The 20,425-nt window shown below is 69.0% G+C and carries 18 protein-coding genes and 1 pseudogene; 6 read left to right on the forward strand and 13 right to left on the reverse strand.

Going from position 1 to position 20,425, the window contains the following annotated elements; all coding sequences use genetic code 11:
• Positions 1 to 36 precede the first annotated feature (36 nt).
• Positions 37 to 684: a transglycosylase family protein gene (locus AOM45_RS33180; RefSeq protein ID WP_030470869.1), complete on the forward strand. Its 648-nt coding sequence runs from the start codon at positions 37 to 39 to the stop codon at positions 682 to 684.
• Between the two features lie 159 nt (positions 685 to 843).
• Here AOM45_RS33180 and AOM45_RS54045 read toward each other — a convergent pair.
• The 4 genes and pseudogenes from AOM45_RS54045 to AOM45_RS33205 form a co-directional block, all read right to left on the reverse strand.
• A pseudogene (locus AOM45_RS54045) lies at positions 844 to 1,721 on the reverse strand (molybdenum cofactor biosynthesis protein MoaE).
• A gap of 8 nt (positions 1,722 to 1,729) precedes the next feature.
• Positions 1,730 to 2,203 (reverse strand): cyclic pyranopterin monophosphate synthase MoaC, encoded by a 474-nt coding sequence (gene moaC, locus AOM45_RS33195; RefSeq protein WP_030470872.1) that lies wholly within the window; start codon positions 2,201 to 2,203, stop codon positions 1,730 to 1,732.
• 84 nt (positions 2,204 to 2,287) lie between these two features.
• Positions 2,288 to 3,670, reverse strand: coding sequence for an NAD-dependent malic enzyme (locus AOM45_RS33200; protein WP_030470873.1), 1,383 nt, complete (start codon positions 3,668 to 3,670; stop codon positions 2,288 to 2,290).
• 170 nt (positions 3,671 to 3,840) lie between these two features.
• The gene (locus tag AOM45_RS33205; RefSeq protein ID WP_030470874.1) at positions 3,841 to 4,026 is read right to left on the reverse strand and encodes a hypothetical protein; all 186 of its coding nucleotides are present in this window, start codon (positions 4,024 to 4,026) and stop codon (positions 3,841 to 3,843) included.
• An 87-nt stretch (positions 4,027 to 4,113) separates the two neighbouring features.
• Between AOM45_RS33205 and AOM45_RS33210 the strand changes: the two genes are divergently transcribed.
• Together AOM45_RS33210 and AOM45_RS33215 are read left to right on the forward strand one after the other, a co-directional pair.
• Positions 4,114 to 6,363: a helicase-associated domain-containing protein gene (locus AOM45_RS33210; protein WP_030470875.1), complete on the forward strand. Its 2,250-nt coding sequence runs from the start codon at positions 4,114 to 4,116 to the stop codon at positions 6,361 to 6,363.
• Between the two features lie 117 nt (positions 6,364 to 6,480).
• Positions 6,481 to 7,173 carry a hypothetical protein gene (locus tag AOM45_RS33215; protein ID WP_030470876.1) on the forward strand — a complete coding sequence of 231 codons (693 nt, stop codon included), beginning with the start codon at positions 6,481 to 6,483 and terminating at the stop codon, positions 7,171 to 7,173.
• Between the two features lie 144 nt (positions 7,174 to 7,317).
• Here the strand turns inward: AOM45_RS33215 and AOM45_RS33220 are convergent, their stop codons facing one another.
• From AOM45_RS33220 to AOM45_RS33235, 4 genes are read right to left on the reverse strand one after another with little or no spacing between them, the layout of a single operon-like run.
• A complete protein-coding gene (locus AOM45_RS33220) occupies positions 7,318 to 7,923 on the reverse strand; it encodes a GTP-binding protein (protein ID WP_030470877.1) in 606 nt (201 codons plus the stop codon).
• Positions 7,904 to 8,650, reverse strand: a complete 747-nt coding sequence (locus AOM45_RS33225; protein ID WP_081902482.1) for a DUF742 domain-containing protein — start codon at positions 8,648 to 8,650, stop codon at positions 7,904 to 7,906. The genes AOM45_RS33220 and AOM45_RS33225 overlap by 20 nt, the downstream gene beginning before the upstream one ends.
• 30 nt (positions 8,651 to 8,680) lie before the next feature.
• Positions 8,681 to 9,100, reverse strand: coding sequence for a roadblock/LC7 domain-containing protein (locus tag AOM45_RS33230; RefSeq protein ID WP_030470879.1), 420 nt, complete (start codon positions 9,098 to 9,100; stop codon positions 8,681 to 8,683).
• Positions 9,097 to 12,423, reverse strand: a complete 3,327-nt coding sequence (locus tag AOM45_RS33235; RefSeq protein WP_236703915.1) for a sensor histidine kinase — start codon at positions 12,421 to 12,423, stop codon at positions 9,097 to 9,099. Before AOM45_RS33235 ends, AOM45_RS33230 begins: the two co-directional genes overlap by 4 nt.
• Before the next feature lie 591 nt (positions 12,424 to 13,014).
• Here AOM45_RS33235 and AOM45_RS33240 point away from each other — a divergent pair.
• Positions 13,015 to 13,884 carry an ABC transporter substrate-binding protein gene (locus AOM45_RS33240; RefSeq protein WP_236703916.1) on the forward strand — a complete coding sequence of 290 codons (870 nt, stop codon included), beginning with the start codon at positions 13,015 to 13,017 and terminating at the stop codon, positions 13,882 to 13,884.
• Positions 13,885 to 13,958: 74 nt separating this feature from the next.
• On the opposite strand, the gene AOM45_RS33245 is transcribed toward AOM45_RS33240, so the two are convergent.
• The 4 genes from AOM45_RS33245 to AOM45_RS33260 form a co-directional block, all read right to left on the reverse strand.
• The gene (locus tag AOM45_RS33245) at positions 13,959 to 14,762 is read right to left on the reverse strand and encodes an LppU/SCO3897 family protein (protein ID WP_156094164.1); all 804 of its coding nucleotides are present in this window, start codon (positions 14,760 to 14,762) and stop codon (positions 13,959 to 13,961) included.
• A 252-nt stretch (positions 14,763 to 15,014) separates the two neighbouring features.
• The gene (locus AOM45_RS33250; protein WP_059362819.1) at positions 15,015 to 15,524 is read right to left on the reverse strand and encodes an LppU/SCO3897 family protein; all 510 of its coding nucleotides are present in this window, start codon (positions 15,522 to 15,524) and stop codon (positions 15,015 to 15,017) included.
• Between the two features lie 54 nt (positions 15,525 to 15,578).
• On the reverse strand, positions 15,579 to 16,061 hold the full coding sequence (locus tag AOM45_RS33255) for an LppU/SCO3897 family protein (RefSeq protein WP_051784265.1): 483 nt from the start codon (positions 16,059 to 16,061) through the stop codon (positions 15,579 to 15,581).
• A gap of 50 nt (positions 16,062 to 16,111) precedes the next feature.
• On the reverse strand, positions 16,112 to 16,696 hold the full coding sequence (locus AOM45_RS33260; RefSeq protein ID WP_030470885.1) for an LppU/SCO3897 family protein: 585 nt from the start codon (positions 16,694 to 16,696) through the stop codon (positions 16,112 to 16,114).
• Between the two features lie 109 nt (positions 16,697 to 16,805).
• Between AOM45_RS33260 and AOM45_RS33265 the strand changes: the two genes are divergently transcribed.
• On the forward strand, positions 16,806 to 18,446 hold the full coding sequence (locus tag AOM45_RS33265; protein ID WP_030470886.1) for a DNA repair helicase XPB: 1,641 nt from the start codon (positions 16,806 to 16,808) through the stop codon (positions 18,444 to 18,446).
• Positions 18,443 to 18,871, forward strand: coding sequence for a hypothetical protein (locus tag AOM45_RS33270; RefSeq protein ID WP_030470887.1), 429 nt, complete (start codon positions 18,443 to 18,445; stop codon positions 18,869 to 18,871). Before AOM45_RS33265 ends, AOM45_RS33270 begins: the two co-directional genes overlap by 4 nt.
• Here the strand turns inward: AOM45_RS33270 and AOM45_RS33275 are convergent.
• Positions 18,845 to 20,299, reverse strand: coding sequence for a trypsin-like serine protease (locus AOM45_RS33275; RefSeq protein ID WP_051784266.1), 1,455 nt, complete (start codon positions 20,297 to 20,299; stop codon positions 18,845 to 18,847). The two genes, AOM45_RS33270 and AOM45_RS33275, sit on opposite strands and share 27 nt — an antisense overlap.
• Positions 20,300 to 20,425 lie beyond the last annotated feature (126 nt).

Below are 20,425 nucleotides of genomic sequence, written 5' to 3' on the forward strand. Positions count from 1 at the left end.
AGTTCCTGGCCGCAGGTGCGGTGGACCGAGAGGCACATGGCTTTCAACCGAGGCAAGCAGGGCAAGCAGGGCAAGCAGGGTTCCACCGCCGCTCGCACTATCGCCAAGGTCGCGGCTGTCGGCATCATCGCCGGCGCCCCTCTGGGCCTGGCCGTTGGCACCGCCAACGCCGCCCCTGGATTGGACTGGGACGCACTCGCGCAGTGCGAGGCCAGTGGCAACTGGGCCACCAACACCGGCAACGGCTACTACGGCGGTCTCCAGTTCACGCAGCAGACCTGGAACGCCTACGGTGGCCAGGGCAACCCGGCCAACGCCTCCCGCGAGCAGCAGATCGCTGTCGCCGAGCGCGTCCTCGCCGGCCAGGGCCCGCAGGCGTGGCCCGCCTGCACCGCCAAGCTGGGCGCCTACACGGGCCAGGCCCGCAAGACGGCCCCGGCCCCCGCGCAGCAGCGCAAGGCCCAGCCGCAGCAGCGCCAGGCCGCCGCCCCGGTCGCCCCGGCGCCCGTCGCGGGTTCGAAGTCGAACCCGAACGGCAACTACGAGATCAAGCCGGGCGACACGCTGTCGAAGATCGCCGAGGCCAACAAGGTCGAGGGCGGCTACCAGGCCATCGTGGAGAAGAACAAGGACTTCCTCACGAACCCGGACCTGATCTTCCCGGGCGACAAGATCCTGATCTGATCGCCTTCTGATCCGCAGTCCCGATGACGTGGGCTGGTGCAGGAACCAGGGATCTCACCGCTACCCCCCGGCGGTGAGGTCCCTGCCTGCGTTTCCGGGGTCCGGGAGCGCGCCGCGACGGCTTGGGGCGGGAGCGCGGGCAGAGGCACCCGGCTCACCTCAGGGGCAGTTGACCCACTCGTCCTCGCCCCCGGGAAACACCTGCCGCTTCCAGACCGGCAACCGAGCCTTGACCTCGTCCACCAGATCCGAGCACAACGAGAACGCTTCCCCACGGTGCTCAGCCGCCACCGCACAAGCCAACGCCACGTCGCCGATTTTCAGCGGCCCAACCCGATGCGACACAGCGATCCCGTGCACCCCGGGATACTTGGCAGCCAACGAGGAAACGACCTCAGCCACGACGTCCCCGGCAGACGGGTGCGAGTGGTACTCCAACTCCAGCACCGAACGCCCACCGTCGTGATCCCGCACCACACCGGAAAAGGTCACCACAGCGCCGGCCCGGTCAGAGGCCACCAGCGCCGCGTGCTCCTCGACCGAGAGGGGTTCCTCGGTCACGACCGCCCTCAGCACGACACTCACTTGTGGTCACCTCCACGCAGTTGGTCCAGCGCATGCTCTACGACGGTGCCGAGCACGTCCAGCCCGTCCCGCACCCCGCCGGTCGACCCGGGCAGGTTCACGATCAACGTCCGCCCCGCCACCCCTGCCACGCCGCGGGACAGCACGGAACCCGGCACGCGCGGCCACCCCGACATCCGGATGACGTCAGCGAGCCCGGGCACCTCGTAGTCCAGAACGGCACGCGTGGCTTCCGGCGTGCGGTCGGTCGGGTTGATCCCGGTCCCGCCGGTCGTCACCACGAGGTCAGCCCCGGACGAGACCGCCTGGACCAACGCCTCCTGGACCGGATCCCCGTCCGGGACCACGGACGACGAAACCGAGAACCCGCGCGCGGAAAGCCACGACACGATGATCGGGCCGCTGCGGTCCTCGTAAACCCCGGCGGCGGCGCGGTTGGAGGCGGTGATCACCACTGCCTTCACGGACGCTCCCACAGGCCCGACTTGCCGCCTTCCTTGCGCTCCACGCGCACCGCGTCCAGGGAGGCGGCCGGGTCGACGGACTTCACCATGTCGTGCAGGGTCAGACCCGCCACGGAGACCGCGGTCAGGGCCTCCATCTCCACGCCCGTGCGGTCGGTGGTGCGGACCGTGGCCGTGATCAGCACGGAGTCCGAGGCCAGAGCCAGGTCCACCACCACCGACGACAACGAGATCGGGTGGCACAGCGGCACCAGTTCCCACGTGCGCTTCGCGGCCATGATGCCGGCGATGCGGGCCGTGGCCAGGGCGTCGCCCTTGGGCAGGCCGTCGGCGCCCAGCAGCTCCACCACCTCGGCGGTCGTGTGCAGAATTCCGGTGGCCACGGCCGTCCGGGTGGTCTGCTCCTTGCCGGAGACGTCGACCATGCGGGCCGCGCCGTGGGAGTCCAGGTGGGTGAACTGCTTGGTCATACCGCGATCGTATGCCCGGCCCAGCGTTACGCGGGGCTCCCGCGTAACGCCGTGGGTTACGCGGGAGCCCCGCGTAACCCAAAATCAGGAGCTGGCTGCCTTGCGCACCGCTTCCGCCACGGCCGGAGCGACCGTGTTGTCGAAGACAGACGGGACGATGAACGACGCGTTCAGGCGGTCGCCGTCCACCACGTCCGCGATCGCGGCGGCCGCGGCCAGCAGCATCGCGTCGGTGATGGTCTTGGCGTGCGCGTCCAGCAGGCCGCGGAACACGCCGGGGAACGCCAGCACGTTGTTGATCTGGTTCGGGAAGTCCGAACGGCCGGTCGCGACGACGGCGGCGTGCTGCTGGGCCTCCATCGGGTCGATCTCCGGGTCCGGGTTGGCCAGCGCGAACACGATGGCGTCCTTCGCCATGGTCGCGACCTGCTCCGCGCCGAACAGGTTCGGGGCCGAGACGCCGATGAACACGTCCGAGCCGACCAGCGCGTCGTGCAGGCGGCCGGACTGGTTGTCCTTGTTGGTGGACGCGGCGATGGACTTCAGGTTCGAGTCCAGGCCGGGACGGTCGCGGTGCACGATGCCGTCGACGTCCACGGCGATGATGTCGCCCGGCGTCTGCGCCTGCAGCAGGCGGATGATCGCGGAACCGGCGGCGCCAACACCGCACACCGTGATGCGGCAGTCCTTGATGTCCTTGCCCACCACCCGCAACGCGTTCCGCAGCGCGGCGACCACGACGATCGCGGTGCCGTGCTGGTCGTCGTGGAAGACCGGGATGTCGAGCTTCTCGCGCAGGCGGGCCTCGATCTCGAAGCAGCGCGGCGCGGAGATGTCCTCGAGGTTGATGCCGCCGTACACGGGAGCGATGAGCTCGACCGCGCGGATGATCTCCTCGGTGTCCTGGGTGTCCAGGCAGACCGGCCAGGCGTCGACGCCGGCGAACTTCTTGAACAGCGCGGCCTTGCCCTCCATCACCGGCAGAGCGGCGGCGGGGCCGAGGTTGCCGAGGCCCAGCACGGCCGAACCGTCGGTGACGACCGCGACGGTGTTGCGCTTGATCGTCAGGCGGCGCGCGTCGTCCGGGTTCTTGGCGATCGCCTCACACACACGAGCCACACCCGGCGTGTACGCACGCGACAGGTCGTCACGGTTGCGCAGCGGCACCTTCGACGAGATCTCGATCTTGCCGCCGAGGTGCACGAGGAACGTGCGGTCCGACACCTTGCGGACGACGATGCCGGGCAACGTCTCCAGCGTGTCGGTGATGTCCTTGGCGTGGTTCGCGGACAGCGCGTTGCACGTGAGGTCGATGACGACGCGGTCGGTGTGCGACTCGACGACGTCGAACGCCGTGATCACCCCGCCGGCGCGGCCGACGGCCGAGGTGAGGTCACCCGCGGCGCTCGCTGACGGCGGCGCCTCCAGACGAACGGTGATCGAGTAACCAGGGCCGGGGACCGGCATCGTCGTCCTCCCACGAAGTGCTGCTCAAGCGGGAAGTGAGCCTATCCCCGGCCCCATTGCGGTACGCACGCGACTCGACAGAGTTAAGACCGCTCTGACAGTGCACGCGGGGAGCTTTCGTTCACTCTGAGAGTACGAAAGGGCCCCGCGTGCGTAAAACAAGCAGGGGGTCAGGACTTGTTGATCTCGGTGACCGGGTGCGTGTAGCCGAGGTCCTCCACCGGCAGCGGGAACGTCACCGTGCCGAACGGGGAGAGCGCACCCTGGGTGTCGCTGGTCAGTTCGGTGACGGGGTGGCCACCGTCGGGGCCCTCCGGCCAGTGCGGGTCGACCCGTCCAGGGCGTCCTTTCGCCACGATCTCCTCCTCGGTGATGCCTGGTGAACGGGCACAAGTGTGACAGAGCACGACGAGTACTCCACCGGCCCATATACCGTGGTGAGAATGTCCGGCATCACTCTCGCCGACTGGCTGCGCGCCAGGGACGACGCCGCTCTCGTGGCACTGCTGCGCGCGCGTCCTGACCTGGCAACGCCCCCACCTGCCGATATGTCCGTCCTCGCGACGCGGGTCGGCACCAGGGCGTCGATCGCGCGCGCCTGCGAGGACCTCGACACGTTCACGCTCGCGGTGCTCGAGGGCCTGGTCGTGCTGGGCGCGGACACCGAGCCCGTGGCGTTGGCCACACTCGCGGGGGTGCTCGGGCCGGACGTGAAGCCCAAGCCGCTCAAGCAGGCCGTCGCGAAGCTCGAGTCGCTCGCGCTCGCGTGGGGCGACGACGAGCTGTCGGTGCCGCCGGTCACGCGTGAGGCGTTCGGCACGTATCCCGGAGGGCTGGGCAGGTCCACGGGACAGACGTACGACCTCCAGGACATCACCGAGGGCGAGCAGCGGGTCCTGCACAAGCTCGCCGCCGGACCGCCCGTCGGCGACACCAAGGACGCCTCACGGGTCGTGCCGCTCGAGAAGGCCGAGACGCCCGTGCAACGGCTGCTCGCCCGCGGTCTGCTGCTGCGGCGCGACCCCGGCACGGTCGAGCTGCCGCGGGAGATCGGCCTCCAGCTGCGCGGTGAACGGCCGCTCGGCCCGATCCAGGTCACCGAGCCGAAGCCGAAGACGACGACCCTCCAGCAGTCCAGCGTCGACGCCACCGGCGGTGGTGAGGCCCTGGAGCTCGTCCGGCACGTCGAGAACCTGATCGCGAGCTGGTCCGCGGAACCGCCGCCGGTGCTGCGGACGGGCGGGCTGGGCGTCCGCGAGCTGCGCAAGGTCGTGAAGGACCTCGACGTCGACGAACGCCGGGCCGCCCTGCTGATCGAGCTCGTGGTCGGCGCGGACCTCGCCGCGAACACCGAAGCCTCCGAACCGGAGTGGGTGCCGACGACCAAGGCCGACGTGTGGCTCGCCGCGACCACCGAGGTCCGCTGGGCCACGCTCGCGCACGCCTGGCTGGAGCTGCCGAGGCTGCCAGCGCTGGTCGGCCGCCGCGACGAGAAGGACAAGCTCTTCAACCCCCTCGCGGACGAGATCCGCCGCGCGCAGGCACCGCGCGACCGCCGGTGGATCCTCGAGTCGCTCGAGGCGTTCCCCAAGGGCATCGCGATCGCGAATCCCGCCGACCTGGCCGCGCTGCTCGGCTGGCGGGCACCGCGCAGGGGCGGGCGGCAGCGCGACGAACTGGTGCGCTGGACGGTCGAGGAGGGCACCGCGGTCGGCGTGCTCGCCCTCGGCGCCATCACCAGCGCCGGCCGCGTGCTGCTCGACGAGGGGCCGGGCCACGCCGCCAAGACGCTCGCCGACGCACTGCCCGCGCCGCTCGACCACGTGCTCGTGCAGGCGGACCTGACCGTGATCGCGCCCGGCCGGCTCGAACCGGAGCTCGCGGACGAGATGGCGCTCGTCGCGGACGTCGAGTCCGCGGGCAGCGCGACGGTCTACCGGATCAGCGAGACCACGGTCCGCCGCGCGCTCGACTCCGGCCGCACCGCCGACGAACTGCAGGAACTCTTCAAGACCCGGTCGCGCACCCCGGTCCCGCAGTCGTTGACGTACCTGATCGACGACGCCGCGCGCCGCCACGGGAGGCTGCGCGGAGGTGCCGCCGGCTCGTTCCTGCGGTGCGACGACCCGGTGCTGATCAGCGAGGTGCTCGCGCATCCCGAGGCGGCGAGGCTGGAGCTGCGCCGGATCGCGCCGACCGTGCTCGTCAGCCCGTTGCCGCTGGCCGACGTGCTGGACGGGCTGCGCTCGGCCGGGTTCGCCCCGGCCGCGGAAGGCCCCGACGGCCAGGTCCTCGACCTGCGGCCGGGCGGTCGCCGGACCACGCCGAGGCAGCGGTCCGCCCGCAAACCGGCGTCACCCGCCGTGCCCGCCGACGAGCGGTTGGGTGAACTCGTCCGGCTGGTCCGAGCGGGAGATCGTGCCGCCGCGACACCACGGGGTGAACGCATCGCGGTCCCCGGCCACCTCGGCGCCGGGCCGTCCGCCACCCTGTCGTTGCTCCAGCAGGCCGCACGGGCGCGACGGAGAGTGCTCGTCGGGTTCGTCGACTCCCACGGCACGGCGGCGCAACGCGTGATCGAGCCCCACCTCGTCGGCGGTGGCGTGCTGGAGGGCTACGACCACAGCTACGGAGAGGTGCTGAGGTTCCCTCTTCATCGCATCACGTCCGCCGCATTGGTGGACGAGGCCTGACGGTCGGTCATCCCCCGGTCGAACCGCACGTACACCCTTGCGTGCGCGCGTCGCGACCTAGCGTCGAGTGGCGTGAGCGTTTCACGACGCCCACTCGACGAAGGAGGAGCAACGCAAATGGCCATCACCCGGTGGGCTCGCAGAGCCGTCCTCACCGCAACGGCATTGGCGTTCGCCTTGCCGTTCACCACAGGAACAGCTCAGGCCGACCCGATCATCGAGGCTCTCGCGGACAACAACGTCAACCTCACCGTTGGCGCCTACAACAACAACGTGAACTCGATCCCGGTCAGCCTCGGCGCGGGCGCGAGCCTCAACACGGGCAGCGGCATCACTCTCGGCCTCGACGAGAACGACGGCATCGAGCTCGCGATGGACATCGGCCACGCGGGGGTCTGGGCCGGCGCGTCGGTGGGCGTGCCCTTCACCGACGTCGAGGTCGGCGCGGCCGTCGCGACCGAGGTGGACGTGCCCGACGTGAGCGTCGCCGTCGGCAACGCCGGCGTGGACGTGGCCCTCGACCAGACCGAAGCCGACGACAGGACTCCAGTCGCGGCTCCTCCCGCCGCACCGGCGGCAGCCGAGCCCGAGCCCGCGATCGCCGCACCACCGGCACCCGAAGCGACTGAGCTCGTCCAGACCGCCGTCACGATCACCGAGGACACCGCGGCCGTCACCGAAGAGCCCAAGGGCGAGCCCGAAGAAGACGACTGCCCGGAAGAGGTCAGGCCGCACGGCTGCCCCAACGTCACCGCGCTGGGAATCCTCAGCGTCTGCCTTCTGCCGAACCTGGTTCAGCTGCACATCTGATCAGGCAACGGCACCGCTGAACCGGAAGGAGGCCATCACGACGACGACATCGAGCTGAATCAGACCGCAACGACGAGGCGAGCGCCGCACCCGAAGGTGGCGCTCGCCTCGTTCAGTTGTCTGTGATCGTCCCGTGGGAGGAGATCAGCCCGCGCGGACGGACATCCACTGGCGCATCGCGTGCTCCACCAGCGTGATGAGCGTCTGCTTCGTCGACTGCCGGTTGCGCGCGTCGCACGTCACGATCGGCACCGACTCGTCGATCGTCAACGCCTCACGCACGTCCTCCAGTCTGTGGTGGAGGAGGCCGTCGAAGCAGTTGACGCCCACGACGTACGGCAGCTGCCGGTCGTCGAAGAAGTCGATCGACGCGAACGCGTCCGCGAGCCTGCGGGTGTCGACCAGCACGATGGCGCCGATGGCACCCCGCACCAGGTCGTCCCACATGAACCAGAACCGGTGCTGACCCGGTGTACCGAAGAGGTACAGGATCAGGTCGCTGTCGAGCGACACGCGGCCGAAGTCCATCGCGACCGTCGTGGTGACCTTGTTCGGCGTGGCGGAGAGGTCGTCCACCCCCGCGCTGGCCTCGGTCATCACCGCCTCGGTGGTCAACGGGACGATCTCGGACACCGAGCCGACGAACGTCGTCTTGCCCACACCGAAGCCACCCGCCACCACGATCTTGGCGGAGGTCGTCGGCTTCCGTGCGCCCTCGGCGCCCTGGGGACTAGAGCCTGCGAAGCCCACTGAGCACCCTCTCCAGGAATTCCATGGAAGGCCGGTCCCCCACGACCAGACCGCCCTGGTGAATCAAAACCAATCCCATGCTTGCCATGTCGCCGATCAACACCCGCACGACGCCAAGAGGCAAGCGTAGGAGTGCCGCGACCTCGGCCACCGACCGCGTGTCCACACACAGCCCGCAGATCGACCTGTGCTCGGGAAGCACTGCGGCGTCCCGTTCGAGGCCACGCTCGCTGGTCGAGATCAGCGCCTCGATCGCCAGGTCGTAGTCGGGTCGTGTGCGTCCACCGGTGCGCGTGTAAGGCCGCACCAGTGAACCCGAGTCCGCAGAAGAAGTTTCCTCCGGACGCACAGCAGGCTGCGCACCGGTGCTGTACACCGGCTGCGGCCCGGTGGTGTACGGCAACTGTTCCGGCACCGCGTCCGGCATCTCGTGCTGGCCGAAGAGGTCCGCACCGGGGCCACCGAACAACCCGGTGCCGTACCCGTCGATGTCGAAACGGTTCGGCACGTCGTCGTACGGATACGACGACGAGTCATCCACCTCACGCTGAGACATATCGCCTAGCCCTTGCCCTGTAACCCGCTCATCGTGGGGTGCGTCCTCGGCTTCCTCTGGTTCTTGGGGAATCGCGTCAGGCTCGTCGAACTGGAACCCACCAGCGGCCCACTCCTGGTAGTTGAAGTTCCTACCGAAGCCACGGCCTCTAGCGCCAGATCTGCCAGCCATTTGTTCTCACCCCTGAACTTCAAGTGAGGTCTAGCGACGGACCACACCCTGAAGCTGCGCGCGCAGCTCAGGGGTGAGTTGTTGACCGACTCTCTCCACCAAAAGCGTCATCTCGTAGGCCACAAGGCCGATGTCACAGTTTGGTGCCGCCAGGACGGCAAGGCACGAGCCGTCACTGATCGACATGAGGAACAGGTAGCCCCGCTCCATCTCGACAACGGTCTGGTTGACCCCGCCTGCCTCGAAGCAGCGGGCAGCACCCTGTGTGAGGCTGACCAGCCCGGACGCGACGGCGGAGAGCTGCTCTGCACGGTCCCGGGGCAGACCCTGGGACCCCGCGAGCAACAGCCCGTCCGCGGACACCACGACGGAATGTGCCACGCCGGGCACCCTCCGCACGAAGTCGGTGATAAGCCAACCAAAGCTGCCTGGCTGCGCTGCGGTCGTCACTCCTGCTCCTCGTTCTGCCGGCTCGACTGGTCACCAGCGTATGCCTCGATCAATGCGTGCCGGCCTTTTCGGACACCACTTTGCAGACTCGACATCCGTCCACGCACCGCGTCTGCGGAGCGCGGCGGCAGCGGCGGGCGCTGCGCTGTCTGCGTCAGGGACTGCGGTTTGGGCGCCGCAGAACCTGGCACGAGCTGAGCCTTCGGCGTCCGTTTCGGCAAACCTGCCGATGTCTTCGACTCCGGCGCCTTGTTCAACAACGCCTGGGCCGCTTGCCATCCCTCATCGGCAGGCGATTGCCAAGCCGACTCGGACGTGAGTGCCGCCGCTGGAGTCTCCTCCACAACGGGCTCCGGTTCCACAACTCGCTCCTGCTCGGCGGGTGCGGTCACTGGTTCCTCGACCACGGGCTGCACCTTGGCGCGCGGCTGGCGCACAGGGAGACCAGCGGCCGACGTGGTGGTGGGTGCCACCGCCGGGACAGGCTTGCGGGTGCGGGTCGGCAGCTCCGGCTCCGGCCCGTCCGACAACGGAGGGGTCGAAGGCGGCTCGTCGATGTACTCGACCGCGCTCTTCTCGCCCTTGTCGGTGGTGCCGAGACCGGACTCGACACGACCGTTGGGCTCGGCCGGAGCGTCGTGCTCTGCGGCCGCGGGGACCGGCTGAGCGGCCGACGCGTTCGTCTCGCTCCCGACGGCCTGGAACCACTGCGACAGGACCGCCTCGTAGATCGGCAGGCGCTCCGTCGGGGCGTCCAGGTCGTGCTCGATCTGCTTGCGCGAGGCTTCCGAGGTGCCGTTGCGGTGAGCCATGCCCAGCTCGACGTGACCCTGGTCGACCGAGGCGCGCGAGACGCCGTTGGACGAGTGGTGCTCGTCCTCGATCGGGGGGATCGGCACGAACTGCGTGGTCTCGTAGCCCGGCTCGAAGGAGATCTCGCCGTCCTCCTCCTGCCGGTCCTCGTAGGCCGTGAAGAGGGTGGGCTCGCCGAACGAGCCCTCGGGCTCGACCGCGGCCAGCTGGTCGCGACGCCACCGCTCCGACGGCGTCACGTCCTCGACGGGCGGCTCGCTGTAGACGGGGACCGCCGTCGCGCCGGCACCGGTGTCGGTGAGCGGGCTCGGGACGAAGCTGACCGGGATGCTCGGGCTCGACTCGTCGATCCGCGGCGTGACACCCGTGGCGCCACCGAAGGCACCGGCGATGCCGCTGGCCCTCGTCGCGGTGGTGCCGATCTCGGTGGTGTGCTCGGCGGGGGCCGGCGCGGGCGCCGACATGCCGAACGCCGAGGCGAGCGAGCCGGAGCCGGACGGCGGGGTCGAGACCGGGGTCTGACCGGGGAACGCGATGAGCGTCTCCGGCACGATCACCAGTGCCGTCGTGCCGCCCTCGATGTCCTCGTTGCCGCGCAGGCGGACCTTGATGTCGTGGCGCTTGGCGAGCCGCGCGACCACGTACAGGCCCATTCGGCGGGAGACGGCGACGTCGACGTCCGGCGGGTCGGCCAGACGCTCGTTGGCGTCGAGGATCTCCTGGTCGCCCATGCCCACGCCGCGGTCCTGGATCTCGATCGCCAGCTCGCCCTTGCGGGTCTTGGCCGTGCGAACGGTGACCTTGGTGACCGGGTCGGAGAACGCCGTGGCGTTGTCCAGCAGCTCGGCGATGAGGTGCACGAGGTCGTTGACGGCGCGGCCCTGGACGGTGAGGTCCGGGGTCTGGCCGACCTGCACGCGGGCGTACTGCTCGACCTCGGAGACCGCGGCGCCGAGGACCTCGGCGGCCGGGACGGGCCGGGTCAGGCGCCGCGAGAGGTCCGTACCCGAGAGAACCAGCAGGTTCTCCGAGTTGCGGCGCATACGAGTCGCGAGGTGGTCCAGCTCGAACAGCGAGGCCAGCTGGTCCGGGTCCTGCTCGTCCTGCTCCAGCCGGTCGATCAGGTTCAGCTGGCGTTCGACAAGGGCCTGCGAACGACGCGACAGGTTGACGAACATCGCGTTGACGTTGTCACGCAGGAGAGCCTGCTGGGCGGCCAGTCGCACCGCTTCACCGTGCACCGCGTCGAACGCGCGCGCCACCTGACCGACCTCTTCACGGGTGTGCACCGGCACCGGCTCGACGGCCGTCTTGGCCGCGTCCTCCGGGTTCGGGTCCGCGAGGATGCGCTCGACCGCGTCGGGGAGTCCGTGGTCGGCGACGTCGAGGGCGGTGCGGCGCAGCGTGCGCAGCGGGTTGAGGATCGAGCGGGCGACGAACAGCGCCATCAGCAACGCGAGCGCGAGGAACGCGAGCACCAGCGCGGACGCGATGTAGGCCTGCGTCCTGGTGGCACCGGCGGCCTGGTCGGTCTTGTTCTGCAGCTGCTCGACCAGCAGGTTCTCGACGTCACGGGTCAGGTTGACCGTCAGCGTGGCGGCGATGTCCCACTTCTCGGACGTCAGCTGCGTGAAGTCCTTCTTGCCCGTCGCCGCCTGCTGGTTGATCGCCGATTCCTGCATGTCGTTCGCGGTGTCGACGATGAGGCCGGTGACGGTGTCGTCATAGATCTTGGCCTGTTCGGGCGTCGCGGACTTGCGGAAGTCGTTTCGCGCGGCTTCGAGCTCGGCGTCCGCGGCCTGCAGGGAACGCAGCTGGGACGGCGTGAACGCCTTGCGCTGGAAGACGTCGAGGAGGATCGCCCGCTTGAGCGACTCCTGCTCCTTGATGCGCGCGATGGCGTTCGTGGTCAGGTGCAGTCGCACCAGCTCGGGGTCGTTGATCTCGGAGATCGTCTGCTCACCGAGGCTGATGAGCGTCTCGATCGACTCCGAGTAGGTGCGCTGGACGGCCTCGGCGGGGTACTGCGTGTCGCGCACCGAGTTGCGGAGGCTGTTCAGGCGGTCGAGCTGCTTGGCCGCGACCTGGAAGCGCTCGACGGCCGCCGAGTTCAGGTCGGAGCTCAGCTCGGAGATCTTGGCGTTGAAGGCCTCGCTCGTGTCGTTCACGCGGCGCAGCTGGCGCTCGAGGACGACCCGGTCGACCTTCTTGTTCGACGCGACGTAGCTGACCGACAGGTCGCGCTCGCGCTGGAGCTGCTGCACCAGGTCCGCGACCGCTGTCTCCAGCCGGATCTGGTTCGCGAGGTTGTTGAGCTCCGTCGCCGCCTGGAGGTCGCTGCGCACGCGCAGGCCACCCAGGACGAGCGCACAGACCGTCGGGATGAGCAGAACGGCGAGCAGCTTGGTGCGCAACCTCCAGTTGCGCAGGCGCCATCCCGCGGATCGGGCAGGTCCTGAACCGGGTCCGGTTCCGACGTCCTGCTTCACCACGTCCGGTGTCGCGGTCATCGTTCCGTCACCCAGCGCAGCCAGTCCGTCACCCGATTCGGGCCTTTCGGAGCGTGTGGTGTCACCCACGCCAAACTGGCTGGGACCTCTCTCACGTCGGGCCACTCTGGGCTTCCTCTTCCAGCAGCAGTGTCCCGGTCTCTCCCCAGGACCGAGCATGGACTCGTCAAACGGGCCGAATTGCAGCACAGAGGCTGTTCGCCTGTGAAGGCGCCCTACCTCGTCTGAAGACACGTCGGTCTACTACAACCTGTGCCACCCGGCGGGGAGCGTAATGGCCACCCCCGCCTCGGGGGAAGTCTCCAGAAGCACTCACCGTATCGAGACGGGGTGTCCTTTCATACGTTCAGGTGGTTAACATCCCCGGTCGTCGGCATGCCTCAAGTCCGTCCGAACGCGCAGTTGGGACAGCGGACCACCTGGTCTGTGGCGACACTCACTGATCAATTTGATGCTACTCAAGGCCTACCGGCGAGAGGTGCCATGGCTACCCGAGCCAAAGCTCTGCGGCTTGTCGCAGTGCTCATCACGTGTGTTCTGACCGCGAGCTGCAGCCTGTTCGGAAGTTCGTCGAACACCAGCACTGCCGACGTGGAGCGCAACACCCTGCGCATCGGCGTGCTGCCGGTCGTCGACGTCGCCCCGTTGCGCATCGCGCTGACCGACAAGCTGTTCGAGAAGGCCGGCTTGCAGGTCAACCTGGTCACTCAGCCCAGCGAGTCCGAGGCGATCAAGCAGCTGGACACCACGCTGGACATCACGTGGGCCACGCACGTCAGCCTCTTCCGCTCCGTCGCCGAGGGCACCGAGCTTCAGCTTCAGGGCGAGGCCTACCAGGCCGGCCCGAACTCGATGGCGCTGGTCACGGGCGCGACGTCGGACTACGACGACCCCGGCAAGAAGCCCGCGCCGACCATCGCGGTCAACAGCGAGACCGACATCGGCGGACTGACCACGCGTGCCGTGCTGGACACCGCGGCGGTCGAGAAGCAGAAGATCAAGTTCCAGTCGATGCCGTACGGCGACATGGAGGCCGCGCTCAAGGCCGGCAAGGTCGACGCGGCGTTCATGATCGAGCCGTTCATCACGAAGGCGCAGCGCAACATCGGTGCGAGGATCCTCACCGACACCGCGCGCGGTCCGACACTGGACTTCCCGCTGTCCGGCTACGCGTCGTCGAAGAAGTTCGCCGAGCAGAACCCGAAGACGCTCAAGGTGTTCCGGGACGTGCTGCGCCAGGCGCAGCAGCGCGCGCAGGCCAACAAGCTCGCCGTGCAGGACTCGCTGACCAGCTACGCGGACGTCGACCAGCCCACCGCGGCGCTCGTGTCCGTGGGCACGTTCCCGCTGTCGCTGAACCCGATCCGGCTCCAGCGGGTCGCCGACATGATGGACACCGAGGACGTGCTGTCCGGTCGCCTCGACGTGCAGCAGCTGCTGCCGCCGGGAACGACGAGTTAGTTGTCTTCGGACATCAGTTGCGTGCAGACATGAAAAAGGCGGGCCGGGTTTCCGGTCCGCCTTTTCTCATTTGATCACTTACCGGCCAGCGCGCTCACGCAGTAGGTGATTCCCGGCTGGGGCTCGGTGTACGAAATGGCCGTGGCTTCACCGCAGTCGGCGGTCGCGGCCTTGACCACCTTCTCGATCTTGACGACCTTCTGGACGGCGAACTCGTTGTTGCCCTTCGAGCAGTCGACGACCTTCATGCCCTCCATGTTGATCTTGACGAGCTCCTCCTCGTAGCACTTGCCCTCTTCGAGCTTCTCGACGAGACAGAGCTTCAGCGACGAGGAGCGCCGGCCGGACTCGGTGTACTCGGCGTAGTCGTCGCTCGGGCACGCCTCGGTGGTCGAGGTCATCGCCTTGGCGATGATGTAGTTCGCCTCGGGCGCACCGCAGTCGACCTTCTTGTACTTCGGGCTGATCGTCGTGCCCGTGACGCTCGCGCACTCACCGGCCTTGGCCGACGGACCGGTGATGCTGCTCAGGCCACCGCCGATCAGGGACTTCACCAGGAAGAACGCGCCCGCCAGCACGATCACGCCGATGATCGAGCCGATGGCCTTGCCGGCGCCGCCCTTCTTCGGCGGCTGGGCGTACGGCATGGGCTGACCGGGCGGCACCTGACCGGGCGGCGGGCCGTACTGACCGGGCTGTCCCTGCGGCTGCGCGTACGGGTCCGCGGGGTAGCCGCCCTGCTGGGGCGGAGGCCCGTACTGGCCGGGCTGACCCGGCTGGGCGTACGGGTCGCCGGGCTGGCCGTAGGGCTGCTGGGGCTGCCCACCGGGAGGCGGGCCGTACGGCCCCGGCTGCTGGGGGTAATTGGGGGTAGTCACTTGATTCCTCTCCGATGGGTCACGCGAAAGACAGCGAAACCGGAGCCGCGAGGACGGCTCCGGTCTCGGAAAACTGGTGGGCCGGGCATCAGGGATCGCCTGGGCAGGTTCGTTCCGGCGAGACGATCACGCTGATCCCGCTTCCGCTTACGCCGAACGGCCCACGCCCCCCGACACGGCCGGAGGAGAGGTTGCCATGCGTTGGAGGAATCCGCCTGGGCTTTACGGAAACGTTACGGCCGCTTGGGTCGGCTAAGGGGTCGCGGTGCAGTAGGCCAGCCTCACCTCGGGATAGGTGAAGGCCTCCTCGCCCGCCGCGCACGACGGCGCGGGCACTTCCCTGCTGACCGCGGTGACCCTGAAGACGTCGTTCCCGGACGCGCAGTCCACGGCCTCGAGCTCCATGCGGGGCGACGTCGACGGGTAGCACTCGCCCTGCCCCCACAGCGGCGCGAGGCAGATCCTGATCTCCGGACCTCGCCTGGTGATCATGTCCGCGTAGGCGTTCGCGCAGCTCGCGGACTTGGCGACCGTCCCGGTGACCACGTAGTTCGCGCTCGACGAGAGGCAGCTGACGGCGTCGAAGTTCGGCTTGTTCGAGAACCCGGTGACATTCGCGCAGTCGCCCTGCTTCGGCTTCTGGATCGGCGTCAGGAACTCGGACAGGCCGTAGATGGCGATGGCCGCGACGACCAGGGTGGCCGCGTAGGTCAGGATCCGCTTCCCCAGGCTCGTCCGCGGTGCGGGCGGCTCGTCGATCATCACGCGCAGAGGGTGCCACGCGGACCCGTCGCCGCGGCGCGGTTCACCCGAAGATCACTGGTGCTGGTCGCCGCGTTCGAGGCAGAAGGTGACGGCGGGTTCCGGGAAGACCGCCGCGCGCGAGTCTCCGCAGGCAGCGTGGTCGGTCTTGCCGGTGAGCACCTTGGCGACCTTCACCGAGTCCTTGGTGGTGCAGTCGACCTTGGCGATGCCGGTGTCGGAGTTCTGGCCGTAGCAGGCGCCCTCGACGAAGTTCGGCATCAGGCAGAGCGTGGAGTCGCCCGTGTACGTCGAGTAGTCCATGCCGCCGGACGGGCACTTGGTCTCGTTCCACGGCAGGACCTTGGCGATCTTGACGTTCGCCTTCTCCGAGGCGCAGTCGAGCGCGGTGTACTTCGGGTCGTCGAGCGCGCCGGAGATCTGCGCGCAGTCGCCGACCTGGGCGGTCTCCGCCACGCCGCCCAGCTGGTTCATCACGAACCCGCCGAGCAGGACGAGCGCGAGGACAACGGCGATACCCAGGCCGACCTTCTTCATGGCCTGGGTATCGGCGTCAGAAGGGGCTCAACTCAACCGAGTTCACCCGATCAGGAGTCTCCGTGCACGCCCATGCAGTAGACCTCGGCAGGCTCGGTGAACCTCAGCTCGCTGGAGCCCTCGGGACACGCGGTGCCCTCCTGGGGCAGGCCGTTGACCTTCTTCACGATCTTCACCGGCGACTCGGTCGTGCACGCCTCCTTCTTGAAGGCGCCGTCGTCGCTGGACGTGTAGCAGTTGCCCTCGGCCAGGTTCGGCATGAGGCACATGAAGTCGCTGCCGGACTTCATCTGCTCGTAGATGCCCTCGTCCGGACACGGGTCCTCGGCGCTCTTGAGCACCTTGGCGACCTTGTGCGTGGCCGCCGCGTCGCCGCAGCTCTTCGACGAGATGTTCCACTCGCCGTCCGGCTTGTCCACGTCCTTCGGCGACGCGCTGACGCAGTCGCCGACCTTCGTGCTGTTGAGCGCCGTGAGCGCCCAGACGCCACCGCCGACCAGCACTACTGCCAGGACGCCGACGATGACGAACTTCAACCAGTTGTTGTTCTTGGGCGACTCGTCGGTCTCGGCGTCCTCAGGAGCCGGCGCCACCGTGGCCGGTGGCTCGACGGGATCAGTCGACTCGGTGCTCATGGGCGAGAAAGTACGACACGTCGTGTTGGCTGCGTGTGTCGCCTCACACATCTCGTCGCCAGTTGACGCAGGTCGAACACATTTGGCGTCGTCAGGGAGACTTGTGGGCGTGACCGATGGCCCCTTGATCGTCCAGTCGGACAAGACGCTGCTGCTCGAGGTCGACCACCCGCTGGCCGACGACGCGCGCACCTCGATCGCACCGTTCGCCGAGCTGGAACGTGCGCCGGAGCACGTGCACACGTACCGCGTCACGCCGTTGGCGCTGTGGAACGCCCGTGCGGCGGGCCACGACGCCGAGCAGGTGGTGGACGCGCTGGTGCGGTTCAGCCGCTACCCCGTGCCGCAGCCGCTGCTGGTGGACGTGGTCGACACGATGAGCCGGTTCGGGCGGCTGGTGCTGACCAACAACCCGGCGCACGGCCTGGTGCTGCACTCCAACGACCGCGCGGTCCTCGAAGAGGTCCTGCGCAACAAGAAGATCGCGCCGATGTTCGGTGCGCGGATCGACGACGACACGGTCGTCGTGCACCCGAGCGAGCGCGGACGGCTCAAGCAGCTGCTGCTCAAGGTCGGCTGGCCGGCCGAGGACCACGCCGGGTACGTCGACGGCGAGGCGCACCCGATCGAGCTCGACGAGAACGGCTGGAAGCTGCGCGACTACCAGCGACTGGCCGCCCAGGCGTTCTGGGCCGGTGGCTCCGGGGTGGTCGTGCTGCCCTGTGGCGCGGGCAAGACGCTGGTCGGCGCGGCGGCGATGGCCGAGGCGCAGGCGACCACGTTGATCCTGGTCACGAACACCGTGGCGGGCCGGCAGTGGAAGCGGGAGCTGATCGCGCGGACGTCTCTGACCGAGGACGAGATCGGCGAGTACTCGGGCGAGCGCAAGGAGATCCGCCCGGTCACCATCGCGACCTACCAGGTGATCACCCGCAAGTCGAAGGGCGAGTACAAGCACCTGGAGCTGTTCGACTCGCGCGACTGGGGCCTGATCGTCTACGACGAGGTCCACCTGCTGCCCGCGCCGGTCTTCCGGATGACCGCTGACCTGCAGTCTCGTCGTCGTCTGGGGCTGACCGCGACCCTGGTGCGCGAGGACGGCCAGGAGGGCGACGTCTTCTCGTTGATCGGGCCGAAGCGCTACGACGTGCCGTGGCGCGACATCGAGGCGCAGGGCTGGATCGCTCCCGCCGAGTGCACCGAGGTCCGCGTGACGCTGACGGACAACGAGCGGCTGCAGTACGCGACCGCGGAGCCCGAGGAGCGCTACAAGCTCTGCTCGACCGCCAGGACGAAGATCCCCGTCGTTCGGCGGGTGCTCGACCAGCATCCCGACGAGCCGGCTCTGGTGATCGGTGCTTACCTGGAACAGCTCGACGAGCTGGGCGAGGAGCTGGGGGCGCCGGTGATCAAGGGATCGACGAAGAACAAGGAGCGCGAGGAGCTGTTCGACCAGTTCCGTCGCGGTGAGCTGCGCACGCTCGTCGTGTCGAAGGTGGCGAACTTCTCCATCGACCTGCCGGAGGCGTCCGTCGCCATCCAGGTGTCCGGCACGTTCGGGTCGCGCCAGGAGGAGGCGCAGCGGCTCGGCCGGATCCTGCGCCCCAAGGGTGACGGGCGGCAGGCGCACTTCTACTCGGTCGTCGCGCGCGACACGCTCGACACCGACTACGCCGCGCACCGCCAGCGGTTCCTGGCGGAGCAGGGCTACGCGTACAAGATCGTCGACGCGGACGACCTGGTCGGATGACCACCTGGTGGATGTGGAACCCGGCCGGAACTGCGCCCCGCAGCAGGTTCCGGTCGGAGGAGTCGCTCGCCAGGTCGGCGCCGGACACGCAGGTCGTCCGGTCGGCCGACTTCACGTGCCCGGCGCAACGCCGCCGCGCCACCGCCGTGCGAGCGGACTTCCTGCGCGTCACCGGTGACCCGGTGCAGGTGGCGCTGGTCGAGCAGAGACTGTGGACGTTGCTCGTGGCGTTGCGCCGGTCCCAGCCCCTGCGGGACGCGCTGGCCACCGCCGTGCCCAGGGCGGGACGGGCGGCGCTGGTCGCGGAGCCGTCGCGCGAACTGGCCGAGTTCGACCGGCGCTTCGACCAGTTCGCGGCCGCGTTGCAGGTGCTCGTGGCCGACCCGACTCCGGAGCAGCTACGCCACACCGCCGCCCTGGACTAGCTGCTCGACCTGCTGGCCGTAGCGGGCACCCTGGCGCACTGTCACCGTGCCGTCCGCCGCGACCTCGCACGGGTTGTTGGCCGTGCACTGCTCGCCGCTGTCGTTGCCCGTGCTGTGGACACCGACGACCGTGACGCCGTCCTTGAGCACGATCGGTGAGCCCGAACCGCCGTGCGACGGCGTGCACTCGGGGCTGTACCGATAGGCGCTGTCCTGCGTGTAGCCCTCTTCGCGCAGATGCGGGACCACGGCGTCGATGGTGCAGCTGAAGCGCTTGCCGTTGCCCGCCGAGATGATCTCGACCTGCTGACCGGGCTCCGCTGACCTGTCGGAGAGCTTGAAGATCTTCACGCGCTTGGCCTGGAGCTGCGCGTACGTCTGGTCCAGCCGGAACAGCGCGGTGTCGGTGCCGGTCATGGTCGCGTGGACGAGACGGGTCGTCCTGGCCTTGGCCTGGAGGTAGCCCTGGCGGTCGCCGATGGTCACCGGGAGGTCCATCGCGACGTCGGACAGGGTGTGGCCGGGCGCGGGGCGTTCCGGGACGCAGTGGCCGTTGGTGAGCAGAAGGGCCTGGTCGTGGGGCTTGCTGTGGTCGGTCCTGACCACGGACGCGGAACAGACGCCGGCGATCACGGCGGCACCTTCGAGGTTCGGGACCGGGGTGTCCGGCGGGTTCAGCTTCCCGGTGACGACGTCGTCGATCCAGCCCTTGAAGTGGGTGATGTCGGTGTACATGACCGGCCGGTCATCGCCGCCGGAGCCGCTCACGACACCCGCGATCACCCAGCGGTCGCCTACGCGGACGAGTCCGGGGCCGCCGGAGTCCATGTTCGTCGCGGCCACGCTGCCGTCGAGCGCCCCGATACAGAGCTCGCGATCCGCCGCGATGCCGTCGCAGGCCTGCACCGGCTGGACCACGGTGTCGGCCTCGCGCAGCTTCTTCGGGTAGCACTCGGGCGCGCGGCGGTCGCACGTCATGCCCCAGCCGAGGATCCGCGTGGTCGTGCCTTCGGCGGGCCGGGCCGCCGGCAGCGCGATGGGCTTGGTCCTCGCCGGTTTCTTCAGCTTCAGCAGCCCGATGTCGCCTTCGTGGACGGGATACGGCGAGTAGGTGATGAACCGCTCGACCGCGATCACCTCACCGCCACTGCCCGCGTCCGTGGTGCCGAGCCGGACCGTCCAGTCCTTCGGGCGGCCGACCTGGGCACCGCTCGGGTTGTTCTTGGTGCAGTGGCCCGCGGTCACGGCCCACGTCGGGGCGACCAGCGTGACGCCGCAGGTGTGGCCGTCCTCGCGCGGTGAGTCCGGCCGTTGCAGGGAGCCGGAGAACGGGTAAGGCGCCGGGGCCTCGACGCCGCCGCGCACAGCCGCCGCGGGGGTGGCGGTGACGAGCATCGCGAAGCTCGTCACCAGGAGCACTTTTCGCATGCCGCAGAGGTTTTCGGACCCGTGTGCGCGCGGAGTGATGGCCGCGCAACAACTGCGCACGGACGGTCGTTACGCAACCATGACGTGGCAAGAACGTCCTCATGAGACCTGTCCGGAAGGCTGGAG

This window comes from Lentzea aerocolonigenes, from assembly GCF_000974445.1.
Taxonomy (GTDB): Bacteria; Actinomycetota; Actinomycetes; order Mycobacteriales; family Pseudonocardiaceae; genus Lentzea; species Lentzea aerocolonigenes.

What these genes read in the sequence shown, in the direction of transcription:
- AOM45_RS33235 (WP_236703915.1), bottom strand. Translation starts at nt 12,423, where the DNA reads ATGACCGCGACACCGGACGTGGTGAAGCAGGACGTCGGAACCGGACCC.
- AOM45_RS33270 (WP_030470887.1), top strand. Translation starts at nt 18,443, where the DNA reads ATGACCACCTGGTGGATGTGGAACCCGGCCGGAACTGCGCCCCGCAGC.
- AOM45_RS33275 (WP_051784266.1), bottom strand. Translation starts at nt 20,299, where the DNA reads ATGCGAAAAGTGCTCCTGGTGACGAGCTTCGCGATGCTCGTCACCGCC.
- AOM45_RS33210 (WP_030470875.1), top strand. Translation starts at nt 4,114, where the DNA reads ATGTCCGGCATCACTCTCGCCGACTGGCTGCGCGCCAGGGACGACGCC.
- AOM45_RS33225 (WP_081902482.1), bottom strand. Translation starts at nt 8,650, where the DNA reads ATGGCTGGCAGATCTGGCGCTAGAGGCCGTGGCTTCGGTAGGAACTTC.
- AOM45_RS33200 (WP_030470873.1), bottom strand. Translation starts at nt 3,670, where the DNA reads ATGCCGGTCCCCGGCCCTGGTTACTCGATCACCGTTCGTCTGGAGGCG.
- moaC (WP_030470872.1), bottom strand. Translation starts at nt 2,203, where the DNA reads ATGACCAAGCAGTTCACCCACCTGGACTCCCACGGCGCGGCCCGCATG.
- AOM45_RS33250 (WP_059362819.1), bottom strand. Translation starts at nt 15,524, where the DNA reads ATGATCGACGAGCCGCCCGCACCGCGGACGAGCCTGGGGAAGCGGATC.
- AOM45_RS33180 (WP_030470869.1), top strand. Translation starts at nt 37, where the DNA reads ATGGCTTTCAACCGAGGCAAGCAGGGCAAGCAGGGCAAGCAGGGTTCC.
- AOM45_RS33260 (WP_030470885.1), bottom strand. Translation starts at nt 16,696, where the DNA reads ATGAGCACCGAGTCGACTGATCCCGTCGAGCCACCGGCCACGGTGGCG.
- AOM45_RS33215 (WP_030470876.1), top strand. Translation starts at nt 6,481, where the DNA reads ATGGCCATCACCCGGTGGGCTCGCAGAGCCGTCCTCACCGCAACGGCA.
- AOM45_RS33255 (WP_051784265.1), bottom strand. Translation starts at nt 16,061, where the DNA reads ATGAAGAAGGTCGGCCTGGGTATCGCCGTTGTCCTCGCGCTCGTCCTG.